At 58.5% G+C, this 21,901-nt stretch carries 24 protein-coding genes; 17 read left to right on the top strand and 7 right to left on the bottom strand.

From position 1 onward, the window contains the following. Positions 1 to 167: 167 nt before the first annotated feature. The 8 genes from L1249_RS06200 (at position 168) to rimI (ending at position 7,978) form a co-directional block, all read left to right on the top strand. Positions 168 to 1,511: an OmpP1/FadL family transporter gene (locus L1249_RS06200; protein WP_058579705.1), complete on the top strand. Its 1,344-nt coding sequence runs from the start codon at positions 168 to 170 to the stop codon at positions 1,509 to 1,511. A 262-nt stretch (positions 1,512 to 1,773) separates the two neighbouring features. Then, a protein-coding gene (gene prfB, locus L1249_RS06195) for a peptide chain release factor 2 (protein ID WP_137093709.1) occupies positions 1,774 to 2,872 on the top strand; the annotation gives its coding sequence in 2 pieces (ribosomal slippage) (positions 1,774 to 1,848 and positions 1,850 to 2,872; 1,098 coding nt in all). Between the two features lie 34 nt (positions 2,873 to 2,906). After that, the gene (lysS, locus tag L1249_RS06190; RefSeq protein ID WP_235253453.1) at positions 2,907 to 4,418 is read left to right on the top strand and encodes a lysine--tRNA ligase; all 1,512 of its coding nucleotides are present in this window, start codon (positions 2,907 to 2,909) and stop codon (positions 4,416 to 4,418) included. Positions 4,419 to 4,507: 89 nt separating this feature from the next. After that, on the top strand, positions 4,508 to 4,894 hold the full coding sequence (locus tag L1249_RS06185; RefSeq protein WP_044629610.1) for a hypothetical protein: 387 nt from the start codon (positions 4,508 to 4,510) through the stop codon (positions 4,892 to 4,894). 88 nt (positions 4,895 to 4,982) lie between these two features. Then, positions 4,983 to 6,386 carry an MFS transporter gene (locus L1249_RS06180; RefSeq protein WP_058579704.1) on the top strand — a complete coding sequence of 468 codons (1,404 nt, stop codon included), beginning with the start codon at positions 4,983 to 4,985 and terminating at the stop codon, positions 6,384 to 6,386. A 40-nt stretch (positions 6,387 to 6,426) separates the two neighbouring features. Beyond that, entirely contained in the window at positions 6,427 to 6,735 is a 309-nt protein-coding gene (locus L1249_RS06175) for a BolA family protein (RefSeq protein ID WP_058579703.1), read from the top strand. After that, entirely contained in the window at positions 6,732 to 7,535 is an 804-nt protein-coding gene (locus L1249_RS06170) for a hypothetical protein (RefSeq protein WP_058579702.1), read from the top strand. The genes L1249_RS06175 and L1249_RS06170 overlap by 4 nt, the downstream gene beginning before the upstream one ends. After that, positions 7,532 to 7,978, top strand: coding sequence for a ribosomal protein S18-alanine N-acetyltransferase (gene rimI / locus L1249_RS06165; RefSeq protein ID WP_044629606.1), 447 nt, complete (start codon positions 7,532 to 7,534; stop codon positions 7,976 to 7,978). The genes L1249_RS06170 and rimI overlap by 4 nt, the downstream gene beginning before the upstream one ends. On the opposite strand, the gene L1249_RS06160 is transcribed toward rimI, so the two are convergent. Together L1249_RS06160 and rsmD are read right to left on the bottom strand one after the other, a co-directional pair. After that, positions 7,975 to 8,169, bottom strand: coding sequence for a cell division protein ZapB (locus tag L1249_RS06160; protein ID WP_044629605.1), 195 nt, complete (start codon positions 8,167 to 8,169; stop codon positions 7,975 to 7,977). The two genes, rimI and L1249_RS06160, sit on opposite strands and share 4 nt — an antisense overlap. A gap of 116 nt (positions 8,170 to 8,285) precedes the next feature. Then, positions 8,286 to 8,870 (bottom strand): 16S rRNA (guanine(966)-N(2))-methyltransferase RsmD, encoded by a 585-nt coding sequence (rsmD, locus tag L1249_RS06155; RefSeq protein ID WP_230834949.1) that lies wholly within the window; start codon positions 8,868 to 8,870, stop codon positions 8,286 to 8,288. A gap of 126 nt (positions 8,871 to 8,996) precedes the next feature. Between rsmD and ftsY the strand changes: the two genes are divergently transcribed. The 4 genes from ftsY (at position 8,997) to rpoH (ending at position 13,214) form a co-directional block, all read left to right on the top strand. Then, the gene (ftsY, locus tag L1249_RS06150) at positions 8,997 to 10,394 is read left to right on the top strand and encodes a signal recognition particle-docking protein FtsY (protein WP_235253452.1); all 1,398 of its coding nucleotides are present in this window, start codon (positions 8,997 to 8,999) and stop codon (positions 10,392 to 10,394) included. Further along, positions 10,391 to 11,059: a cell division ATP-binding protein FtsE gene (ftsE, locus tag L1249_RS06145; RefSeq protein ID WP_058579699.1), complete on the top strand. Its 669-nt coding sequence runs from the start codon at positions 10,391 to 10,393 to the stop codon at positions 11,057 to 11,059. Before ftsY ends, ftsE begins: the two co-directional genes overlap by 4 nt. Continuing rightward, on the top strand, positions 11,056 to 12,102 hold the full coding sequence (ftsX, locus tag L1249_RS06140) for a permease-like cell division protein FtsX (protein WP_235253450.1): 1,047 nt from the start codon (positions 11,056 to 11,058) through the stop codon (positions 12,100 to 12,102). Before ftsE ends, ftsX begins: the two co-directional genes overlap by 4 nt. A gap of 242 nt (positions 12,103 to 12,344) precedes the next feature. After that, positions 12,345 to 13,214 carry an RNA polymerase sigma factor RpoH gene (rpoH, locus tag L1249_RS06135; RefSeq protein ID WP_054644929.1) on the top strand — a complete coding sequence of 290 codons (870 nt, stop codon included), beginning with the start codon at positions 12,345 to 12,347 and terminating at the stop codon, positions 13,212 to 13,214. 93 nt (positions 13,215 to 13,307) lie between these two features. On the opposite strand, the gene slmA is transcribed toward rpoH, so the two are convergent. From slmA to coaBC, 5 genes are all read right to left on the bottom strand, one after another. Then, positions 13,308 to 13,916, bottom strand: coding sequence for a nucleoid occlusion factor SlmA (gene slmA / locus L1249_RS06130; protein WP_062359446.1), 609 nt, complete (start codon positions 13,914 to 13,916; stop codon positions 13,308 to 13,310). 21 nt (positions 13,917 to 13,937) lie between these two features. Further along, positions 13,938 to 14,837: an acetylglutamate kinase gene (argB, locus tag L1249_RS06125; protein ID WP_235253449.1), complete on the bottom strand. Its 900-nt coding sequence runs from the start codon at positions 14,835 to 14,837 to the stop codon at positions 13,938 to 13,940. Positions 14,838 to 14,938: 101 nt separating this feature from the next. Next, entirely contained in the window at positions 14,939 to 16,327 is a 1,389-nt protein-coding gene (locus L1249_RS06120) for a phosphomannomutase/phosphoglucomutase (protein WP_235253447.1), read from the bottom strand. Positions 16,328 to 16,374: 47 nt separating this feature from the next. Next, a complete protein-coding gene (gene dut, locus L1249_RS06115; protein ID WP_062359444.1) occupies positions 16,375 to 16,836 on the bottom strand; it encodes a dUTP diphosphatase in 462 nt (153 codons plus the stop codon). A gap of 2 nt (positions 16,837 to 16,838) precedes the next feature. Continuing rightward, a complete protein-coding gene (gene coaBC / locus L1249_RS06110; protein ID WP_058579696.1) occupies positions 16,839 to 18,107 on the bottom strand; it encodes a bifunctional phosphopantothenoylcysteine decarboxylase/phosphopantothenate--cysteine ligase CoaBC in 1,269 nt (422 codons plus the stop codon). Between the two features lie 149 nt (positions 18,108 to 18,256). Between coaBC and radC the strand changes: the two genes are divergently transcribed. The 5 genes from radC to L1249_RS06085 all read left to right on the top strand — a co-directional run bounded on the left by radC (position 18,257) and on the right by L1249_RS06085 (position 21,870). Beyond that, positions 18,257 to 18,931 (top strand): RadC family protein, encoded by a 675-nt coding sequence (gene radC / locus L1249_RS06105; RefSeq protein ID WP_044629736.1) that lies wholly within the window; start codon positions 18,257 to 18,259, stop codon positions 18,929 to 18,931. 273 nt (positions 18,932 to 19,204) lie between these two features. Continuing rightward, positions 19,205 to 19,441: a 50S ribosomal protein L28 gene (gene rpmB / locus L1249_RS06100; RefSeq protein WP_038481085.1), complete on the top strand. Its 237-nt coding sequence runs from the start codon at positions 19,205 to 19,207 to the stop codon at positions 19,439 to 19,441. A gap of 38 nt (positions 19,442 to 19,479) precedes the next feature. Then, the gene (rpmG, locus tag L1249_RS06095; protein WP_009098622.1) at positions 19,480 to 19,635 is read left to right on the top strand and encodes a 50S ribosomal protein L33; all 156 of its coding nucleotides are present in this window, start codon (positions 19,480 to 19,482) and stop codon (positions 19,633 to 19,635) included. 138 nt (positions 19,636 to 19,773) lie between these two features. Beyond that, positions 19,774 to 20,601, top strand: coding sequence for a bifunctional DNA-formamidopyrimidine glycosylase/DNA-(apurinic or apyrimidinic site) lyase (gene mutM, locus L1249_RS06090; RefSeq protein WP_044629735.1), 828 nt, complete (start codon positions 19,774 to 19,776; stop codon positions 20,599 to 20,601). 78 nt (positions 20,602 to 20,679) lie between these two features. Continuing rightward, positions 20,680 to 21,870, top strand: a complete 1,191-nt coding sequence (locus L1249_RS06085; protein WP_172515366.1) for a class I SAM-dependent rRNA methyltransferase — start codon at positions 20,680 to 20,682, stop codon at positions 21,868 to 21,870. Positions 21,871 to 21,901 lie beyond the last annotated feature (31 nt).

Raw genomic sequence — 21,901 nt, 5'->3', positions numbered from 1 at the left:
AACTAAAACACTGATTTAAAACGGTCGTGCGACTAATGTATAAGCAAAAAACAAAATAAAACGCTCGTTTGCACTTGAACCGAACCCGTCATTGGGCGAAAACTGAGGTGTAATAACGACGCAGGTGGATGGCTGAGTCCGCCGGATCATAGGAAGAGAGGCCCACAATGCATAATAACTTCAAGAAAGTAACCCTAGCGGCCGCGGTTGCAGCAGTTACCTTTGCAAGCCAAGCTAACGCAGGCGGATATCAGATTAACGAGCAGAGCGTCAGTGGGCAGGGGTATGGCCATGCGGGACGTAGCTCAAACGTCAACGACGCCACCATCGTGTTCGGTAACCCTGCGGGTATGTCGTTCCTTGACCGTGCCCAAATTACGGCAGGCGGGACGTACCTAAATGTAAATAGCTCTATCTCTAATGCACAGGCATCGCAAAGTAGCCCTGCTATTGCGCAAGCAACCGGGGGTATGACAGATACACTTCCTGTCTCAGGTACCAACGATGGTGATATGGTGCCAGGAACGCTAATTCCGTTCGCTTTTTATGCACATCCTGTTAATGAACAGCTGGCGTTTGGTTTTGGTGTTTACGCTCCTTTTGGTTCGAAAACCGACTATGAAGATGGCTTTATGGGGCGTAACCAAGGCAACTACACCGAGGTGCGAGTCATTAGTGCTCAACCTACTGTTTCCTACCGTTTTAATGAGCAGTGGGGCGTGGGCGTTGGTATTACTTATAACCGTGTGAATGGCGAACTGCACCGCCAAGTGCCGACAGTAACGCCGCTTGGCCTGACCGAAGTGGATTCGCGGGTGGAGGGTGATGATGAAGCCTGGGGCTATAACCTGGGGGTGATTTATCAGCCTGTGCCGGAAACAACCTTTGGTTTAACTTACCGTTCAAAGGTTGACTACACGCTCGAAGGTGACTTTACCGCAAGCTCTCCTGTACTTGATGAGTTAGGTATAGGCACCATTACAGATGATGCCTCTTTAGATCTAACCACACCTGAAACGGTCAACTTCTCGCTCACCCAGCAAATGAGTGACGACCTTAAGCTTATGTTCGGTGCTTCCTGGGCGCGCTGGAGCCGGTTTGATCAGATTCTCGTGAGTGGCGTAGAGCGTGATGTGATTACTAACGAGCAGCAGAACTACTCAAACGCTTGGGCCTTTTCAACGGGTGGTGAGTATCAGCTAACGCCTGCACTGGCACTGCGTGCTGGTGTAACGCTGGACTTCACGCCAACCCAGGATGCCACCCGTAGCGTGCGTATTCCTTCAGACGACCGCCGTATCTTCTCAATTGGCGCAGGCTGGAGCCCAACACCTGATCTTACATTAGACTTTGCGTACTCTTATCTGACAGAGCGTGGCACATCTGTTGATCAGTCCAAAACAGATCCGCTTGTAGAGCAACAGGGCATACCTAGTGTTACCTCTAACTACTCTGGTGACTACAAAAACGAAGCCCATGGTTTCGGTGCCCAGCTGACCTATCGGTTCTGATCCGCGGTTCGCGCTTACTGTTCGATTTTCGTGACCTACTGACCCGGCCTCGGCCGGGTTTTTTACGTGGCGAACGCCGCCTAGGGTGGGTGCGGTGGGCGCTGGGTTTCGTTACAATGCTTGCCAGAATTTCGCCGCTGGGATAGCTCGGGGAGGTGTTTAGCACCAAACCATGAGCTGCCCCAGCGGCGCCTGTCTCTTTTAAGCTGCGTTTTAACGCGCGTGAGACCCCGCTATTTACTGACCAAGGCTAGAGTGATCCATGTTGGAAACCAACCCGATTCATAACCAGATCAAGGACCTGTCTGAGCGGACAGACGTTCTTAGGGGGTATCTTTGACTATGCCGAGCGTAAAGATCGGCTAGAAGAAGTGTCCCGCGAACTTGAAGATCCCAATGTTTGGAACGACCCAGACTACGCCCAGAAGCTGGGTAAAGAGCGCGCCTCCCTTGAAGCGATTGTGGCGACCATCGACGAGCTAGACCAGGGCCTCGCGGATAGCCGCGACCTGTTAGAACTCGCCGAAATGGAAGAGGATGAAGCCACCGTTGAGGAAGTGCGTAAAGAGCTGGGTGGCCTGCAGGGCGCTCTGGAAAAGCTTGAGTTTCGCCGTATGTTCTCGGGAGAAATGGACGAGAACAACGCCTACCTGGATATTCAATCGGGGTCCGGTGGCACCGAAGCCCAGGACTGGGCCAATATTTTGCTGCGTATGTACCTGCGCTGGGCAGAGAGCCACGGCTTCAAAACCGAGATCATCGAAATTTCCCCAGGCGAAGTGGCGGGCATCAAATCGGCGTCGCTGCATATCCAGGGCGACCACGCCTTTGGCTGGCTACGCACGGAAACCGGCGTTCACCGCTTAGTGCGCAAAAGCCCGTTCGACTCCGGTGGCCGCCGTCACACCTCGTTTGCGTCGGTGTTCTTGTCTCCTGAAATCGACGATAGCTTCGAGGTTGAGATTAACCCATCCGACCTGCGTGTCGATACCTACCGCTCCAGCGGCGCTGGTGGTCAGCACGTTAACACCACCGACTCGGCGGTACGGATTACCCACGAACCCACCGGAATTGTGGTGGCATGCCAGAATCAGCGTAGCCAGCACGCCAACCGCGATTTCGCCATGAAGCAGTTGAAGGCGAAGCTGTGGGAACACGAGATGCAAAAGCGCAATGCGGCCAAGCAGGAGGCGGAAGACTCCAAAGCCGATATCGGTTGGGGCAGCCAAATTCGCTCTTACGTACTGGATGATCAGCGCATTAAAGACCTGCGTACCGGCGTTCAGTCCAGCAACTGCGACAAGGTGCTCGACGGGGATTTAGATCAGTTTATCGTCGCCAGCCTGAAGCAGGGTTTGTAATCTTTTTAGCGTTTGAACAGAAATAGGGTGCCCGATGGCTAACCAAGACGCGTCTTCTCTCGATAACGAAAATCACCTGATCGCCGAGCGCCGTGCCAAGCTGGCGGCCCGCCGTGAGCGAGCGGCCGAGCAGGGCAAGAGCGCTTTCCCGAACGATTTCCGCCGCGACAGCCTCACCGTCGAGCTGCACAACCTGCTGGGTGAGAAAGACAAAGCCGAGCTGGAAGCGCTGGATCATCAGGCGTCGGTGGCCGGTCGCGTGATGCGCAAACGCGGTCCTTTCATCGTGATTCAGGACGTGGCGGGCCAGATCCAGCTCTACGTGGATAAAAAGGGGCTGCCGGAAGACGTTCTGGAAGACATCAAAGGCTGGGATATCGGCGATATCGTCGCCGCCCGTGGGCCGGTGCATAAGTCGGGTAAAGGCGACTTGTACGTGATGATGGTCGAGGCGCAGCTGCTGACCAAGAGCTTGCGCCCGCTGCCGGATAAGTTCCACGGCCTGACCGATCAAGAAGCCCGCTATCGTCAGCGCTACGTCGATCTGATCATGAACCCGCAGTCGCGTAAGGTGTTCGAAACCCGTTCGGCGGTGATCAGCTCCATGCGCCGTTTCTTCGAAGCCCGTGGCTTCATGGAAGTGGAAACGCCGATGCTGCAGCCGATCCCCGGCGGTGCGGCGGCGCGCCCGTTCATCACTCACCACAATGCGCTGGATATCGATATGTACCTGCGTATTGCCCCGGAGCTTTACCTGAAGCGTCTGGTGGTGGGTGGTTTCGAGAAAGTGTTCGAGATCAACCGCAATTTCCGTAACGAAGGGCTGTCCACTCGGCACAACCCTGAGTTCACCATGGTGGAGTTCTACTGGGCCTACGCGGATTACCGCGACCTGCTGGACATGACCGAAGCCATGCTGCGCACGGCAGCTCAGGAGGTGCTCGGCACCACCACGATCACCTACCAAGGGGCCAGCTACGATTTTGGTCAGCCCTTCAAGCGTCTCACCCTGCGCCAAGCGATTCTGGATCACGGCGACGGCATCACCGATGCCGACCTAGATACCCTAGATGCTGCTCGCGCTGCGGCGGAAAAACTGGGCATCAAGGTCAAAGAGAGCTGGGGCCTGGGTAAAGTTCAAACCGAGATCTTTGAAGAAGTGGCGGAACACAAACTGGACCAGCCCACGTTCATCACTGAATATCCGGCAGAAGTTAGCCCGCTGGCGCGTCGTAACGATGCCAACCCCTTCGTGACCGACCGCTTTGAGTTCTTCGTCGGTGGTCGCGAGATCGCCAACGGCTTCTCGGAGCTGAACGACGCCGAAGATCAGGCAGAGCGTTTCCGTGAACAGGCCGCCGAGAAAGACGCCGGTGATCTGGAAGCCATGTACTATGACGCCGACTACGTGCGCGCGCTGGAGTACGGCCTGCCGCCCACGGCGGGCGAGGGCATCGGTATTGACCGTTTGGTAATGCTGTTTACCGACAGCCCCTCCATTCGTGATGTACTGCTGTTTCCGGCCATGCGCCCCGAGGTGGATTAACGCTCAACCAGGCGGTAGCGGACGAAAAGTTGGTAAGGGCGCGATTTAGCGCCCATAATGGTCAACGTTTCGACGGCGAGGAGAATCCCATGAAACTGCTAAATCGCTCTGCCCTGAGCGTCAGGCCGACCCAGACCTTCGTGGACTGGATCAATGCGCTCGAACCCACCATGGGAGACGACGACCTGACCCTGGACGACGTCGAACGTGAAAGTACGGTATACCTGATCCCCGAGATGGATACCCCTGAGGCGTTAGAGACGTTTGTCCGCGAGCGTCACGTAGAAATCCTGGAGACCGAGCTACGCGCCTGGGAAGAGGATGAGCGCCAGTGGCCAGAAAAATTAGATTGGTCGCTGTTTCAGGAATTCCTGCGCGTTGAGCACAGCTACTTAGCCATTGACCTGGACGACGAAACCGCCCTGGAAATCTCGGATGTTGACGACGCGCTGCTGCTCGACAACGAACAAGATTAGCGTGCTACTATTTTAGCGTAAGCGCACAGTGAAACCGGCTTCGGCCGGTTTCGCCGTTTGTAAGGGGTCTGTTTAGGAATTCATTACCATGCGACTGCTTGAAACTCGCCCTGGCGATGATGGGCTGCCGGGGCCTGAGCGCCTGCTCGCCGTGCTGGCGCTGGTCACCGGTACGTTGATGGCGGTGGTCGATACCACCATGATCAACCTGGCCCTGCCCACCATTGCTGCCGATCTGAATGTGCCGGCCTCCAGGGCAGTATGGATTACTAACCTGTTCCAGGTCGTGTGTGCTGCGTTCTTACTGGTATTTGCGGGCATCAGCGAGCTCATTACTCGCAGGCGGCTCTACTTGTTTGGCCTTGGGACGTTTGTGGTAGCAGCACTAGGGGCGGCACTGTCGCGTAATTTAGAAACATTGCTAGTGTTTCGCGCCTTCCAAGGCCTTGGGGCAGCTGCGACCCTTTCTATTGGGCCGTCCCTCTATCGGGCTATTTTTCCATCCCGCTTGTTAGGCAGCGCGCTCGGTCTAAGTGCTCTAGTGGTAGCGGGTGGTTATGCCGCAGGCCCCACGCTCAGCGGGGTTATTCTCTCGTTTGTGGATTGGCCGTGGTTGTTTGCGCTCAACGTGCCCCTCGGGGTGTGCTCGCTCTGGCTAGCCAGCCGGGCGTTGCCGCGGGATACGCCTCGCCAGGGTAGTTTTGATACGCTGGGGGCACTCTACTCGATGTTGATGCTGGCGAGCTTCTTTGTCGCTATGGACGCCGTTGGTCACGCTGCACCACTCTGGCAAAGCGGCGGCTGGGCACTGTTAGCGGTAGGGGCCTGCGCGCTGTTTATTCATCGCCAGCGCCGCGCGCCTTACCCGCTGCTGCCGCTGAGTGTGTTTGCCGAGAAGCGCTTTACGCTGGCGGTCTCGGCATCTGGCCTGGCTTTTATCGGCCAGGGGCTCACTTTTGTGGCGCTATCGTTTTTCTACCAGGAGCAGATGGGCTTTTCGCCGCTGGAAACCGCTTGGCTATTCACGCCGTGGCCCCTGGCGATCATGCTAGTGGGGCCGTTGGCGGGGCGGTTGGCGGATCGAGTTAATCCCAGCCTGCTATCTAGTACCGGGCTGATGCTACTGATTATTGGCCTAGTCGCGCTGGCGCTGGTGGATGAGAGCACCGGCGTGGCGGGCAGCCTGTGGCGCACGGCGCTGTGTGGTATTGGGTTTGGACTTTTCCAGCCGCCGAATAACCGCGAAATGATGGGCAGCCTACCGCCGGAGCGCAGTGCCAACGTGTCTGGGGTGATGAGTACCACACGCACGGTGGGGCAGTCGTTTGGTGTCGCACTGGTAGGAGCGGCGCTGGCACTGGGCTCGCCAATTCAGGTCACGCTCTGGCTAGGTGCGGGCACTACCGTGCTGGCACTGCTGGCGAGCCTGTCGCGGGTATCGCTCGCCCAGCGGGCGCTGGATGAGCGGCGGGCATCGTCTGTTGGAAAGTAAGGGCGTACAATAAGCCAGTTGCTGACTGAAGGAGAGTCCCATGGCGATACAGACACAAATTGAGCAGAAGTTGGCGGCCTTAACCCCTGACGTGCTGCAGGTCGAAAACGAAAGCCATATGCATAACGTGCCGGCCAACTCTGAAACTCACTTCAAAGTGACGCTGGTAAGCGATAGCTTCGATGGCATGATGCCGGTCAAGCGCCACCAACAAATTTATGCCCTGTTGGCGGATGAGCTCTCTGGCCCGGTGCACGCCCTGGCGCTGCACCTCTACACCCCCAAAGAGTGGCAGGCACGGGGCAGCGAGCGCCCGAACTCCCCCAGCTGCCGTGGCGGCGGCCAGTGACCCCGGAGGTTGTTCGTCGGCACTACCTGGATGCTATGGGTATTACCGCCTGGGCATGCCGCTACCAGCTGCCCAACGCCCGCCCGACGGAAGCCTGCGAGTGGGAAGAAACACCGACCAAAAAACCACCACGGGAGCGGTTGCATGCGCTGCTGGATGATGCACCAGCACCGCGACCACGTAGCCAGCCTGCCGCTGCCGAGCAAGGCAACACTTCCCCAGTGGCATCGCCCTCGGCGGTCAAGGCGCTCTTAGGTCATTCGCCTGCCGCGGCACCCACCCCGGAGGCGAGCCCGGTACCAGAACCCAGAGTACCGCCTGCGCAACCCGCCAAGCCGCTGAACTTTAGTCTCTCCTGTGCTTGTGTGGGAGGACGCTGGCTTAGCGTATGTGAAGGGGAAATGTCCCTGGTTGAACAGCAGTTGCTTGCCAATATGCTGCGGGCGGCTGGTGTGTTGCGCGGCGAACTGCCAACAGTGACCCACTTCAAATGGCCGCCCATGGCCACAGCCTTTGCGCCGGAAGAGCCGCTTGAGGAAGCTCAGGAGGGTGTGGCAGCGTTTGTTGCTGGGGCCGCGAGCCGACAAGGCTGGCAGTTAGAGCAAGTGCTCTGGTGGGGCGCAGAGGAGACGGCTACTGACCTTGCTCGAGTCATGGCGCTTACCGACGGGCAGAGCCAAACGCTCGCACTTCCTGTGTGGCAAGGCCCGTCGCTGGCCGCGCTCACTCAGCAGGCCAGTGCTAAACGCGCTCTATGGCCGCGCTTGGTAGCCTTAGGGCAGCAGTGGAGTGCTGAGTGATCTGCCGGTTAAACGCTGCGCATCGAGTGCCGCTACATACTTTAGAAGCCGCCGCACACAGCGGGGCAAGCCCCCAGCAGTTAGATGAAGCGCTGGCTGATGAGCAGGCCTGGGTAGTGGGCTATTGGCAGGACGACGTGCTAATGGGGTATGCGTTGTTGGCGAAGTTACCGTTTGACGCTGAGCTACAGGCGATTGGTGTACTGCCCGCTTGCCAAGGGCAAGGCATAGGCCAGCGGCTGCTTAACAAAGTGGTCGCTGTGGCGAAGCAGTGGCAAGCTGAGCGGCTGCTGCTGGAAGTGCGTGCTGGAAACCAGCGAGCGATTGCGCTGTATCAGCAGGCGGGGTTTGGCGAAGATGGTCGTCGGAAGGAGTACTACCCGGCCGTGAAAGGCACGACCGGGCGGGAGGATGCGCTGTTAATGTCGCTGCCGTTGGCTTAGGAGGCGTTGCTATCACTCATGCCATCGAATTTGCTAAGCACACCTTGTAAGCGGCTTTCCCACTCTTCACGCTCTTGTTTTAACTGAGCGTTTTCGTTACGCAGCTCTTCGTTTTCCAGCTTCATCATCTCCAACGCCTCAACAGTGTCGGTGATTTTCTGTTCTAACTGATTAAAAAGCTCAAGGCTCATGCCTACCTCCAGTAACGGACGACAGGCGGCTGCCTATCGTCATGAAATAAAATGGGCTATCAATGTGTGACTCAATTGAGCGAGCGTAACGCTGCTGTCAGTTGGCGGCAAGCGCTTTACGAGGGCAAGCGTTGATAGAGTCTGGCAATACTCTCACCTGCCTGAGTTTCACGGTGTAAATTCCAATTAGCCGGTACCGCTGGCGTTAGGCTCTGTTCGGTTTCCAGGTAGATCATCGCATCGCTTGCCAGCCATCCGCCCGCTTCCAGCGCGGCACAGCAAGACGCGGCTAACCCTTGGTGGAACGGCGGGTCGAGAAACACCAGATCAGCAGGTTGGCTAGGCTTTTCAAGAAACGCCTGGGCATCAGCAGTCACTACCTGCCCCTGCGTTGCACCGAGGGTGGCAAGATTGTCGCGAATCAGCGCGGCAACGTGTGTATCGCGCTCGACAAAGGTGACCTGCGCAGCCCCCCGAGAGAGCGACTCGATGCCAAGCGCGCCGGTACCGGCAAATAGGTCCAGCACCTGCTTGCCATGCAGCGCTTGGCCCAGCCAGTTAAACAGCGTTTCACGTACGCGATCCGGCGTAGGGCGTAGGCCTGGGTGGTCGAGCACAGGCAGCATGCGGCGGCGAAAATCGCCGCCGATAATGCGCAGTTTCCCCGGCGGTTTGGCAGTTCCGCGGCGGGGAGTCGACATGCGAGATGATGAGCGAGAGGAGCGTTGTCGTTTCATAACGCGGATTGTAGCGGGCTACTTATCCAAAGTCTTGGCCTGCGGTGGTAGGATAATCGCAATGTTCACCTATTTAGTCGGATGACACCTATGTTCGGTTTTTTCAAACGTAAGAAAAAGCACGACTCCCAGCAGGAGCCTCAAGACGCCCAAGAGCAGCCAGCGCTGCTAGACGAGCCCGAAGGCGCGCCTGATAAGGAGCCTGCTGCTGATGTATCAGCACCTTCCGAACCGCTGGCAGAAGAGCCGCCCAAGCCCGCGCCGGAGCGCGAAAACGAACCCACTGAGGTGCTTGCTCAGGAGCAGTCGCCTGAGCCGGTGAGCAAAGAGGACGTTCAGCCAACGGGCGTTGACGAGGAAGTCACCCCCGCGCCAATCATGGACACTGTGCCAGAGCCAGAGCCAGAGCCAGAGCCAGAGCCAGAGCCAGAGCCAGAGCCAGAGCCAGAGCCAGAGCCAGAGCCAGAGCCAGAGCCAGAGCCAGAGCCAGAGCCAGCCGCGAAGCCTGCGCTTCAAGAGAAGCCGGTATCCGAAAAAGGCGAGAAGAAAGGCTGGTTTGCGCGCATCAAATCTGGCCTGGGGAAAACCCGCGCCAATCTTACTGACGGCTTGGCCGACCTGTTCCTTGGCAAAAAGCATATCGATGACGAGCTGCTGGAGGATCTGGAAACTCAGCTGCTCATGGCCGATGTGGGCATCGAAGCGACGAGCGAAATCATCGAGCGCCTTGAGGCACGGGTTTCCCGCAAAGAGCTGAATAATCCCGAAGCGCTCTATCGCGGCCTACAGGAGGAGCTGGCCGCGCTGCTGGCTCCCGTGTCTGCGCCGCTCAGCTTCGAGAAAGAGAGCGACGGCCCCTTCGTTATTCTGGTGGTGGGGGTCAACGGCGTGGGTAAAACCACCACCATCGGCAAGCTCACCCAGCGTTTCCAGCGCGAAGGCAAGAGCGTCATGCTGGCAGCCGGGGATACCTTCCGTGCGGCGGCGGTGGAACAGCTTAAAGTGTGGGGCGAGCGCAACAGTGTACCGGTGATTGCTCAGCACACCGGGGCTGACAGCGCTTCGGTGATTTACGACGCAGTGGCGGCCGCCAAGTCTCGCGGCGTAGATGTGCTGATCGCCGATACCGCCGGGCGGCTGCACAACAAGAGCCACCTGATGGAAGAGCTGAAAAAGGTGCACCGTGTGATGCAGAAGCTCGATGACACGGCGCCCCACGAGGTCATGCTCGTGCTGGATGCAGGCACGGGGCAGAACGCAATTTCCCAGGCCACTACTTTTAATGAGGCGGTGCCGATTAGCGGCATTACTTTAACCAAGCTGGATGGCACCGCCAAAGGCGGGATTATCTTTGCCCTGGCGAAACAGCTAGAAACGCCGATTCGCTTTATCGGGGTGGGTGAGGGTCTGGACGACTTGCGCCCCTTCAATGCTAACGACTTCGTCAACGCGCTGTTTGACCGTCAAGGGGATGATGGTCGCGCATGATTGCTTTTGAGCATGTGGGAAAGCGCTATGGAGGGCGCTTTGACGCGCTGGCGCATCTGAACTTTCGCGTGGCGAGAGGCGAAATGGTGTTTCTGACTGGCCACTCCGGGGCGGGAAAAAGCTCGCTACTGCGGCTGATTATGCGCCTAGAAAAGCCCAGCCGTGGGCGAGTAGTGGTAGCCGGGCATGACATTGCTCAGCTCCACGCCAGCCAGGTGCCGTTTTATCGTCGCCAGATTGGCGTGGTATTTCAGGACCACCAGCTGCTATTTGATCGCAGCGTGTTCCATAACGTTTCGCTGCCGCTAGAAATTCAGGGTGTAGAGCCCCGAGAGGCGGCGAGGCGGGTGCGGGCAGCACTGGATAAAGTCGGCCTGTTGCACCGTGAAAAAGCCCTGCCCATCGAGCTTTCCGGCGGTGAGCAGCAGCGGGTGGGCATTGCCCGCGCCGTGGTTAATAAGCCCGCGCTGCTGCTTGCCGATGAGCCCACCGGTAACCTAGACCCCCAGCTCTCCGCCGACATCATGGGGCTGTTCGAGGACTTCAACCGCATCGGCACTACGGTCATGATCGCTAGCCACGATTTGGCGCTGATTGCGCGCTTGCGTCATCGGATTCTGCGTCTGCAGGACGGTCGTTTAGTCGCCGATGAGGGGGCTGCATGAAGCGCTCAGCCAATGCTCGCCAAAGCGGCGCCGCCCCTCGGGGTAAGCGCCAAACACCCAAGCCCGCCGCACCTGCCTCGGAAACAGCCCCTCGCAGTGGGGCGCGCGCTCAGCAAACACGTTTTAGCAGTCGCCTGCGTGCCTGGGGGCGTCACCACCGGGCCATGGCGCTGGATAGCCTTTTTCGACTGGTGCGCTACCCGTTGGGAAACCTGCTGACCATGCTGGCCATTGCCATTGCCTTGGTACTTCCCGCTGCTCTATGGCTGACGTTGGACAGCGCCAAGCTGCTGGATGCCGAGCTGGATGAAAGCGCGTCGCTCACCGTTTATCTCGATATGGGGATTGATGCAGCGCAGGCGGCTCGGATCGAAGAGGCGGTGAGTGCTGACGGCGGCGTGGCGCAGACGCGCATGATCAGCCCAGAGCAGGGCATGGCGGATTTCCAGCAGTCGTTGGGCATCGACGATACCCTGGCAGGGCTTGACGATAATCCGCTCCCCACGAGTATCGTCATTTCCCCTCAAAATGTAGAGCCCGCTGCGATGGCTGAACTGGCCGAGCGGCTCGAGGGGGTAACTGGCATCGATGAAGTACGCGTCGATTTGGCCTGGGTCGAGCGGCTGCGCCATCTGGCGGCGTTGGGACGCCGCGTGGCGCTGGCGCTGGGGGTGCTGTTTGGTTTCGGTGTACTGCTGGTCGTCGGTAATACCATTCGCTTGGCGGTGGAGAGTCGACGCCGTGAAATCGAAGTGGTCATGCTGATCGGCGCAACGCACGCCTTCGTACGTCGCCCGTTCTTGTACAGTGGAGCCTGGTATGGCGCTGGCGGCGGGCTTTTGGCGCTGGGTCTGTTGGCCTTGGGTAATCACTGGCTCTCACTGCCGGTAGCGGCGCTGGCGGCCAGCTACGGTGCCAGCTTCACCTTGCCGCAGCTAGATGTAACAGGCTCTACAATTCTGCTATCCTGCAGTATACTACTTGGCTGGCTGGGCGCTTGGCTTGCCGTCACGCGCCATCTTTCCAGCATACGCCCGCGCTGAGCATGCGTCTGTCGCGTTGTCATCTTCACGTTATAGGCAGTACATAGACTTCGCGATATTGTCCATGCGGGCAGTCACGGGAATTTCTACCCCCGTGGCGTGATCGATGCCAGCTGTGCGTCGATCGTTTGAACCTCTGGGTTCGCCTAAGGTCTTAAGGTTAACGCAAGACGTTTGGCTGCGCACATTCACGCGACGCCAGCACGTCAACCACGATAGGTTTTAAGGGAGGCCATCTGCATATGAGCACTAGTCTTCTACCGGTGGGACAGTTTTCACCAGGCAATGACCTGGGTGGCTACATTCAAGCGGTGAATGGCATCGCGGTGCTGAGCGTCGAAGAGGAGCGCGAGCTGGCGTTCCGCCTTTACGATGAGGGCGATCTTGAGGCGGCACGTCGACTGGTGCTATCGCACCTTCGTTTCGTGGTGCATATTGCTCGCAGCTACTCCGGTTACGGTCTGCCGCAGGCAGATCTGATTCAGGAAGGTAATGTTGGCCTGATGAAGGCGGTCAAGCGTTTCGACCCTAACCAGGGCGTGCGCCTGGTATCGTTTGCCGTGCATTGGATCAAGGCAGAGATTCACGAGTTTGTGCTGCGTAACTGGCGCATCGTTAAAATCGCTACCACCAAAGCTCAGCGTAAGCTGTTTTTCAACTTGCGCAGCGCGAAAAAGCGTTTGGCATGGCTGAACAACGACGAGGTCGACGCAATTGCCAAAGATCTCGACGTGAAACCGGAAGTTGTGCGCGATATGGAAGGGCGCCTCTCGGCATTCGACGCAGGGTACGACGCATCGCCCAGTGACGACGAAGAGAGTACGTATCAAGCGCCAGCGTACTTCCTCGATGACGCTTCCGCTGACCCGGCGACACAGCTCGAAGACAGCGACTTCGAGGAAGACGCCACGCGCCGTCTTCAACTGGCACTCAAAGCGTTGGACGAGCGCTCGCGGGACATTTTGCAGCGCCGCTGGCTCACCGATGACAAAGCCACGTTGCACGATTTGGCCGATGTGTACGGCGTTAGCGCTGAGCGCATTCGCCAGCTCGAAAAGAACGCCATGAAGAAACTGCGCCAGAAAATGGGCGACGCGGCCATCGCTGCGTAACACTCACGCCTCACGCAGGAAAACGCCCCGCCGGTATCGTTACGGCGGGGTGTTTTCATTTGCTTTGTGCATGTGCTGAGAGCACGCGCCTCATTATGCGGGTTGGGAAGCGTTTCTAAATAGCTGGCCCGAGAGTAGCGTCCACTGATCCTCCCAATACTCGGTAGGCAGCCGCTTGAAGTCGCTGCGGACGTATTGCGAAATACGCCCTTCGGCCTGGGCGATGAGCAGGTTGGCCGCTGCTGAGGCGGTGATGCTGGTGCGCCGCCCTTCGCGCAGCTCGGCTTCCCGCAGCACCTGCTTGAGCTGGGTTTCCAGGCGCTCGAAGAGCTGGTGTACCCGCTGGCGCAGCCGTGAGGTTTCACCGGTGAGCACATCGCCCCCTAGCACCCTGGCAAGCCCAGGGTTCTTCTCGGCAAATCCGAGCAGGAGCGAGAGAATCGTCCCGCAGCGGGTCGTGGCGTCGGGGATGTCATCCAGAATGCGGGTAATGCGTGCGAAAATGCTCTCTTCGATGAAGTCGATCAGTCCCTCGAACATGCGCGCCTTGCTGGGGAAGTGGCGATACAGCGCCGCTTCGGAAACGCCCACTTGGCGCGCCAGTGCGGCCGTGGTGATCCGCTTGCCACTGTCCTCTTCCAGCATGATGGCTAACGCCTGCAGAATTTGCTCGCGGCGGCGAGGTTTGCGATCGTCACTCATGACTCTTGCCCTCCGTCGCGATTAAGCTGCGTCAGTGATCAGGGTACCTACCCCGGCGTTGGTAAAGATTTCTAGTAGCACCGCATGAGGAACGCGGCCATCAATAATATGGGCGCTGTTCACACCGCCTTTCACGGCATCCAGCGCGCAGCGGATTTTGGGTAGCATCCCGCCGTAAATGGTGCCATCGGCAATCAGGCCGTCTACCTGGGCGGTGGTGAGCCCTGTTAGCACCTTGCCTTCGCTGTTCATCAAGCCCGCCACGTTGGTCAGCAGCATCAGCTTCTCGGCGTTCAGCGCTTCGGCCAGCTTGCCTGCTACCAGATCGGCGTTGATGTTGTAGCTATTGCCTTTGTCATCCACGCCGATGGGAGCGATGACCGGAATAAAGTCCCGGGCGGCCAGCATCTCGATCAGGTCAGTGGAGATCGACTCCACTTCGCCGACATGGCCGATATCGATGATTTCCGGCGCGGTCATCTCCGGGCTCTGGTGCTCCACCTTCAGCTGCCGGGCGCGAATCTGGGCGCCATCTTTGCCAGTCAGGCCAATCGCCTTGCCGCCGCTTTGGTTAATCAGGTTGACGATGCTTTTGTTCACCAGTCCGCCCAGCACCATCTCTACAACGTCCATGGTTTGCGAGTCGGTAACGCGCATGCCATTAACAAAGCGGGATTCGATATTGAGCTTTTCTAGCAGGCTGCCGATTTGCGGGCCGCCGCCGTGAACCACCACCGGATTAATGCCAACTTCCTTCATCAGCACGATGTTGCGAGCAAATGAGTCGATCAGCGTGTCTTCGGTCATGGCATTGCCGCCATATTTCACGACGACAGTTTTGCCGGAAAATTGCTGAATATAGGGAAGCGCTTCTGACAGCACCTCCACAACGACCTGGGGGTCGCGGCTAGCTGAACTCATGACGTTGTCCCTTTGCTCTTTTTAATGTCTGTTGCGTTGCTAGGCGCTTACGCGCCTGGATGACAGCATTTTTTAACACGTCGCGCGTTCTAAGGGCGCGATCATGTCGTTGTGGTGGCCGGTATGGTCAGTGTAGGCGCGACGCCATGTAGCGCTTTTTCAAAGCGCTCGCGGATTCGAGCGAGCGCTGCGCTATCTTTTCCCTCGAAACGCAGTACCAGGGCGGGCGTCGTATTAGAGGCGCGACACAATCCCCAGCCGTCGGTGTAATCAACGCGAATGCCATCCAGCGTGGTTTTGATACCTTCGCCGAAGTCGCCCTCTCTGGCAAGTGTCTCGATAATGGCAAATTTTTCTTCATCGGCAACGCTGACGTTAATTTCTGGCGTACTGACATCTTGGGGGAATTGGTCAAAGAAAGTGTCCGCGTCGCCGGGGAATTGGGCAAGAATCTCCAGCAGCCGTGCGGCTGAGTAGAGGCCGTCATCAAAGCCGTACCAGCGCTCTTTAAAGAAGATATGTCCGCTCATTTCGCCGCCCAGCAGCGCGTCGGTCTCTTTCATACGCGCTTTGATCAGTGAGTGGCCGGTGCGCCACATCTCAGGCTCGCCGCCAGCCTCGCTAATCACCCGGGCAAGATTGCCGGTGCACTTGATATCGAAGACCACCTTGGCACCAGGGTTGCGCGACAGCATATCGGTGGCAAAGTGCATCAACAGGTGGTCAGGGTAAATCATACGCCCACGGGGCGTCACGACGCCCAGGCGGTCACCGTCGCCGTCGAAGGCAAGGCCGATGTCGGCACCGCTCTGTTGGACGTGGTGGATCAGATCCTGCAGGTTTTCCGGCTTGCCGGGGTCGGGGTGATGGTTGGGGAAGCGGCCATCGATCTCGTCAAACAGTGGTGTGGTGGTGACCCCAAGCCGCTGAATAAGCTGCGGGCCTAGCTCGCCAGCCACCCCGTTGCCGCAATCCACCACGGCGCTAAGCGGGCGTGTTACCTTCACATCACTCAAGATGCGTTCCAGGTAGCTGGCGCGCAGATCTTGGCTGCTCACGCTGCCCTGGCCCTGGGTGAAATTGCCCGCTTGAATGCGCTCAAAGAGCGCAGTAATCGCGTCGCCCGATAATGTTTCCCCCGCCAGGACGATTTTAAAGCCGTTGTAGTCCGGCGGGTTGTGGCTGCCGGTGAGCATCACCCCTGAGCGGCTCTCTGGCAGCGTGTGGGTGGCGAAGTAGAGCACCGGCGTGGGCACCATGCCGATATCGATAACGTCCCGCCCGGCGGCCTGAAGGCCGCGAATGAGCGCTGCTTGCAGGCGCGGCCCAGAGGTGCGGCCATCTCGCGCCACAATCACCGTCTGCTCGCCACGAACGGCAGCTTCAGAGCCGACGGCACGGCCAATCAGCTCGGTAGTGGCTTCGCTTAATGTGTCATCCACGATGCCGCGAATATCGTAAGCGCGAAATATCGAAGCGGGTACGGTCATCATCGATCCTTGAAAAACGCTGAAAGGGAGTGGGCTGGCGAACGGGGTTACTGACGGCCGGTGCTGCCGAAACCGCCGCTGCCGCGAGTAGAGTCGGTAAAGCTATCGACGATATCGAGTTCAGCTTGCACCACGGGGACCAGAACGTACTGGGCGAGCCGCTCGAAGGGCGCAATCGTGAAGCTGTCCTGGCCGCGATTCCATACCGAGATCATTAGCTCGCCCTGGTAGTCGGAGTCGATGAGCCCAACTAGGTTACCCAGCACGATGCCGTGTTTATGGCCTAGGCCAGAGCGCGGCAGAATCATTCCCGCTAAACCCGGATCTTCAATATAGATGGCAAGGCCGGTGCGGACGAGCTGACATTCGCTGGGGGCAAGGATGAGCGGCTCATCCAGCAGGGCGCGTAAGTCCATGCCCGCAGAGCCTGTCGTGGCATAGGTGGGGAGATAGTCGTGCAGGCGCTCATCCAACACATTGCACTGCAGGCGAGGTCGGGGGCTGCTCATGGTTAGGCTCCAGAAGAGGTCAAAGAGAGGTGGGTGAGGGCGTGCCGAACGATCAGCGCGGCCAGCTGCGTTTTAGGCTGTGGCGGTGCGACGAGTCGGTCACTACCGTCGGATGTTCGCCATAGCAGGAGCGCCGCGTTGTCGTCGCTGCCAAATCCCAGCCCCTGCTGGGAAACATCGTTGGCGACGATCATATCGAGCCCTTTGCGGGCGAGCTTATCCTGGGCGTAACGCTCGATGTCTTGGGTCTCGGCGGCAAAGCCCACGACAAAGGGGCGCTGGCCGTCCGGTAGCGCCGCCACATCGGCAATGATGTCGGGATTTTTCACCAGCGTGAGCGTTAGGGTGTCCTGGTCGTCGGTTTTTTTCAGCTTGTGCTCGGCCGCGTTGGCGGCGCGGTAGTCGGCTACCGCTGCGCAGCCGATAAACAGCGCCGCCTGGGGCGCTAGCTCAAGCGCTGCTGTATGCATTTGTACGGCGGTTTCGACGTTGAGTCGCTCGACTCCTTGGGGAGTAGGCAAATTCACCGGGCCGCTGATCAGCGTTACTCGTGCGCCTTGTGCGGCCGCCTCGGCCGCCAGGGCATAGCCCATCTTCCCCGAGCTGTGATTCGACAGGTAGCGGACAGGGTCTAGTGCCTCCCGCGTGGGGCCAGCGGTAATCACGACATGGGGGGCGCTGGCCGAAGGGGTAATGGGCGGTGCAAAATGGCGGCTCACGGCCTCCAGAATTTCATCAGGCTCGCTCATGCGCCCTGGGCCGACGTCGCCGCAGGCCTGATCGCCCGCCGCCGGGCCAATCAGCTGCCAGCCATCGGTGGCCAGCTGTTTCACATTGCGCTGAGTGGTTGGGTGGCGCCACATGGCCTGATTCATCGCAGGGGCGATGAGGCGCGGTGCTTCAGAAGCAAGGCATAGAGTGGTCAGTAAGTCATCCGCCATGCCATGGACCAGCCGCGCGATCAAGTCGGCGGTGGCCGGGGCGACGATGATGGCATCCGCCCAGCGGGCCAGCTCGATATGCCCCATGCCAGCTTCCGCCTCAGGGTCGAGTAGCGAGGTACGCACCGGTTCGCCGGAAAGAGCCTGCAGGGTAAGAGGAGTAATAAACGCTTGGGCTCCCTCGGTCATCACTACACGAACCTCGCAGCCAGCCTGTTTTAGCTGCCGCACGATAAGGGCGCTTTTGTAGGCCGCGATGCCAGCGCTAACGCCCAGCAGCAGGCGCTTACCCGCTAGCGACGATAAGGAGGAGTGCGAAAGTGGGGCCATGGTGGGCAGTCCAGTGTGACGATCAACAAGGGGCTTACCATACCATTTGGCTGATTATTTTGGCATGCTCGGCAGATTCGCCATAATGCGAGGTATAGTGAGGCTGGTGGTCATGGCAGTGCGTTAAAAGAACCATTAGGGAGGCGTGGATGGGGATTAATCATTGGCCCGAAGGTGAGCGGCCACGGGAAAAGCTGTTGAATATGGGCGCGCAGGCGCTTTCGGATGCCGAGCTGTTAGCGATTTTTCTGCGAGTAGGCGTGCAGGGGCGCTCGGCGGTAGACTTGGCGCGGGATTTGCTGGCGAACTTTGGGGGGTTAAGGCAGTTGCTTGAGGCGGACCAAACCCAGTTCTGCTCCGCCCGTGGTCTGGGAAGTGCTAAATTTGCCCAGTTGCAGGCCACCCTAGAGCTCTCTCGACGGCATTTGGCCAGCCAACTGGCTCGTGGCAATGCCCTAACGTCGCCTGCGTTGGTGCGCCACTATTTGAGCTCACAGCTGCGTCACTTGGGGCATGAAGAGTTCGCCGTACTTTTTTTGGATACACAGCATCGAATTATTCGCTATGAATCCCTGTTTCGCGGTACCCTAGACAGCGCATCCGTTTACCCCCGCGAAGTTGCCAAGCGTGCGCTTGAGTTACACGCTGGTGCTGTCATCCTGGCCCACAATCACCCATCGGGTGTGGCTGAGCCCAGCGATGCTGATCGACGTATCACTGAACGCTTAAAAGATGCTCTTGCACTCTTTGACGTGCGGGTACTCGATCATTTTGTGGTGGGGGACGGAGAAGTGGTGTCATTTGCCGAGCGTGGCTGGCTATAGCGGTAATTTTCAGCAGCATCAGCAGCAGAAGACGTGTGCTCGACCCTTCGGTCTTTGCCCTTTTTCTAAGTAAATTGTCCAAAAAAGCGCTTTTTTGGGCTTTTTGGGCGGTTTCGCTTGCTGGTAGCTAGGTGCTCTGGTATAAAGTGCCACCTTTGAACTTGGGTTGAATAACGGATTTGGGTACAGCTAGGCGGTTAACTGCGTCGACTCCCTCCCTGCTCCGGTTTGCCCGACAGTTTTGAACAACTCGCCAAGCGGTTGGAGGCTCTCATGTCCAAAGTATGTCAGGTTACCGGCAAGCGTCCGGTAACTGGTAATAACGTTTCTCACTCCCAGCGTAAGACACGTCGTCGTTTCTTGCCGAACCTGCACACCCATCGTTTTTGGGTTGAGTCTGAAAACCGCTTCGTCAAGCTGCGCGTTTCCTCTAAAGGCATGCGCATCATCGACAAGAAAGGTATCGAGACGGTTCTGGCCGATATCCGCAAACGCGGCGACGCTATCTAAGCCAGCTTTTTGCTAAGCACTTTTGGGAGAGTTAAACCATGCGCGATAAGATCAAGCTGGTGTCTAGTGCCGGTACAGGCCACTTCTACACCACTGATAAGAACAAGCGGAACACCCCGGATAAGTTCGAATTCAAGAAATACGACCCGGTGGTCCGTAAGCACGTTATCTACAAGGAAGCCAAGATCAAGTAATCGCGATTACGATGATCGGCTTTCACCGCAGGCGAGCGCCTGTTGAAAAACCCGGCCTAAAGCCGGGTTTTTGCATGTCTGTCGTTAGCGCCTTGGCCGTTAATCGCTGTCACTGTGCTGTCATCATAGGCTTTCATCATGCCCGAACTGCCTGAAGTTGAAACCACGCGACGTGGCATCGCCCCCTATATAGAGGGGCAAGAAATTACCGAAGTGCGGGTGCGCCAGCCACGCCTGCGGGTACCAGTGCCGGACGACCTGGCCGAACGCTTAATCGGCGCACGAGTGGGCGAGTTGGCCCGACGAGCTAAATACCTGCAGATTCCGCTAGCCACCGCTGATGGCAGTGCCACGCTGCTGTGGCACTTAGGCATGTCGGGCAGCCTGCGTATTGCCCGCCTGGGGGATTTGCCGAAAAAGCACGACCATGTGGATGTGGTGACCGCTAGCGGCTACGTGCTGCGCTACCATGACCCGCGTCGGTTTGGGTTTGTCGACTGGCAGCAGGGCGACGGCAGCCGCGATACCCGCCTTGCTCACCTTGGCCCTGAACCGCTTAGCGATGCCTTCAACGGCCAGTGGCTCTACCGTCTGTCGCGTAATAAGCGGGTGGCAGTAAAGCCCTTTTTGATGGACAACCGTGTGGTGGTGGGTGCGGGCAATATTTATGCCGCCGAAGCGCTGTTTATGGCAGGCATCGACCCGCGCCGTGCGGCGGGGCGAGTTTCCCAAGCGCGCTACGACGCGCTAGCGGCGGCCGTCAAAGAGGTGTTGGCGGCGGCCATTACCCAAGGTGGCACCACGCTGCGCGATTTTGTCAGCGGCCAAGGCGAGCCTGGTTACTTCGCCCAGCGGCTGAATGTTTACGGACGCCACGGGCAGCCTTGCCTACGCTGTGGCAGCGAGCTGAAGCGCATTACCCTGGGTCAACGTGCCAGTGTGTTTTGCCCCGGTTGCCAGCGTTAATCGCCGCCTTGGGCGGTTAACTGTTTTTATGCTTACAGTGCCTAAGTGCACTGTCAGCTTGCTCTTTTGGAGATTGTTGTGACCCAACGCCTGCGCTTGAATAAAAACGCCGATCGCCGCTTAAAAGCTGGCCATCTGTGGATCTACTCCAACGAAGTCGATATCAAAGAGACGCCGCTGAAAAACTTTGCGGCGGGCGAGCCTGCGCTGGTAGAGGCGTCCAACGGTAAAACCCTGGGCGTTGCCTACGTGAACCCGCACTCGCTGATCTGCGGCCGCATCATGTCTCGCGACCCTGAAATGCGCCTGGACCGCTCGCTGTTCGTGCATCGCTTTAATCAGGCCCTAGCGCTGCGCCAGCGCCTGTTTGATCAGCCGTTTTATCGCCTGATTCATGGCGAGGGCGACCTGCTGCCTGGCCTGGTGATTGATCGTTTCGGCGATGTGCTGGTGGTGCAGCTCAACACCGCCGGTATGCAGGCACTGGCGGAAGATATCGTTGACGCCCTGGAGAAAGTGGTTAAGCCGAGTGCTATCGTCTTCCGTAACGACACCGGTGGCCGCCGCCAGGAGGGCCTGGAAGCCCACGTGGAAGTCGTCAAAGGTACGCTGCCTGACGAAGTGCTGCTGGTCGAAAATGGCGTCACCTTTGCCGTGCCGGTGCTAAACGGCCAGAAAACCGGCTGGTTCTATGATCACCGTGTGAACCGTGCTTGGCTCAACAGCCAAGTGGCCGGTAAGCGCGTGCTAGACGTATTCAGCTACGTGGGTGGCTGGGGCGTTCAGGCGGCGGCCAGCGGTGCATCAGAAGTGCTCTGCGTGGATGCATCCGGCGCGGCGCTGGAGCAAGTGGCGCGCAACGCCGAGCTGAATGGCGTTCAAGAGCAGGTGGCGATTGGTGAAGGCGATGCTTTTGAAGCCCTGGCGGCGCTAAAGGCAGATGGCGAGCAGTTCGATGTGGTGATTCTCGATCCGCCTGCGTTTATTAAAAAGCGTAAGGATATCCCCAACGGTGAGCGCGCCTACTCGCGTCTTAACCGTGAAGCGATGCGTTTGCTGGGCCGAGATGGCCTGCTGCTGTCGGCATCTTGCTCCATGCACCTTGCGTCTGATCGTTTGGTCGATGTGGTGCGCGGTGCAGTGCGCCACCAAGACCGCCAGGGTCAAGTGATCTTCCAGGGCCACCAAGGGCCGGATCACCCGGTGCACCCGGCCATTCCAGAAACGTCTTACCTGAAGGCATTGGGCGTGCGTGTGTTCCGCGACTGAGCACGGCCATTAGCGGTTAGCGGATGTGAGA

The sequence above is a fragment of the Halomonas sp. Cn5-12 genome (genome assembly GCF_021532545.1).
Classification (GTDB): domain Bacteria; phylum Pseudomonadota; class Gammaproteobacteria; order Pseudomonadales; family Halomonadaceae; genus Vreelandella; species Vreelandella aquamarina.
The sequence above is the reverse complement of the archived record's forward strand: the minus strand, read 5'-3'. Positions and strand labels throughout refer to the sequence as shown.

Bases quoted from the DNA above. Each gene is read 5' to 3' on its own strand.
- L1249_RS06185 (WP_044629610.1), top strand. From the start codon at position 4,508: ATGAAACTGCTAAATCGCTCTGCCCTGAGCGTCAGGCCGACCCAGACC.
- ftsE (WP_058579699.1), top strand. From the start codon at position 10,391: ATGATTGCTTTTGAGCATGTGGGAAAGCGCTATGGAGGGCGCTTTGAC.
- rpmG (WP_009098622.1), top strand. From the start codon at position 19,480: ATGCGCGATAAGATCAAGCTGGTGTCTAGTGCCGGTACAGGCCACTTC.
- argB (WP_235253449.1), bottom strand. From the start codon at position 14,837: ATGAGTTCAGCTAGCCGCGACCCCCAGGTCGTTGTGGAGGTGCTGTCA.
- rpmB (WP_038481085.1), top strand. From the start codon at position 19,205: ATGTCCAAAGTATGTCAGGTTACCGGCAAGCGTCCGGTAACTGGTAAT.
- lysS (WP_235253453.1), top strand. From the start codon at position 2,907: ATGGCTAACCAAGACGCGTCTTCTCTCGATAACGAAAATCACCTGATC.
- rsmD (WP_230834949.1), bottom strand. From the start codon at position 8,870: ATGTCGACTCCCCGCCGCGGAACTGCCAAACCGCCGGGGAAACTGCGC.
- rpoH (WP_054644929.1), top strand. From the start codon at position 12,345: ATGAGCACTAGTCTTCTACCGGTGGGACAGTTTTCACCAGGCAATGAC.
- coaBC (WP_058579696.1), bottom strand. From the start codon at position 18,107: ATGGCCCCACTTTCGCACTCCTCCTTATCGTCGCTAGCGGGTAAGCGC.
- L1249_RS06180 (WP_058579704.1), top strand. From the start codon at position 4,983: ATGCGACTGCTTGAAACTCGCCCTGGCGATGATGGGCTGCCGGGGCCT.
- L1249_RS06200 (WP_058579705.1), top strand. From the start codon at position 168: ATGCATAATAACTTCAAGAAAGTAACCCTAGCGGCCGCGGTTGCAGCA.
- ftsY (WP_235253452.1), top strand. From the start codon at position 8,997: ATGTTCGGTTTTTTCAAACGTAAGAAAAAGCACGACTCCCAGCAGGAG.
- L1249_RS06175 (WP_058579703.1), top strand. From the start codon at position 6,427: ATGGCGATACAGACACAAATTGAGCAGAAGTTGGCGGCCTTAACCCCT.
- L1249_RS06160 (WP_044629605.1), bottom strand. From the start codon at position 8,169: ATGAGCCTTGAGCTTTTTAATCAGTTAGAACAGAAAATCACCGACACT.
- slmA (WP_062359446.1), bottom strand. From the start codon at position 13,916: ATGAGTGACGATCGCAAACCTCGCCGCCGCGAGCAAATTCTGCAGGCG.
- L1249_RS06120 (WP_235253447.1), bottom strand. From the start codon at position 16,327: ATGACCGTACCCGCTTCGATATTTCGCGCTTACGATATTCGCGGCATC.
- radC (WP_044629736.1), top strand. From the start codon at position 18,257: ATGGGGATTAATCATTGGCCCGAAGGTGAGCGGCCACGGGAAAAGCTG.
- mutM (WP_044629735.1), top strand. From the start codon at position 19,774: ATGCCCGAACTGCCTGAAGTTGAAACCACGCGACGTGGCATCGCCCCC.
- ftsX (WP_235253450.1), top strand. From the start codon at position 11,056: ATGAAGCGCTCAGCCAATGCTCGCCAAAGCGGCGCCGCCCCTCGGGGT.
- dut (WP_062359444.1), bottom strand. From the start codon at position 16,836: ATGAGCAGCCCCCGACCTCGCCTGCAGTGCAATGTGTTGGATGAGCGC.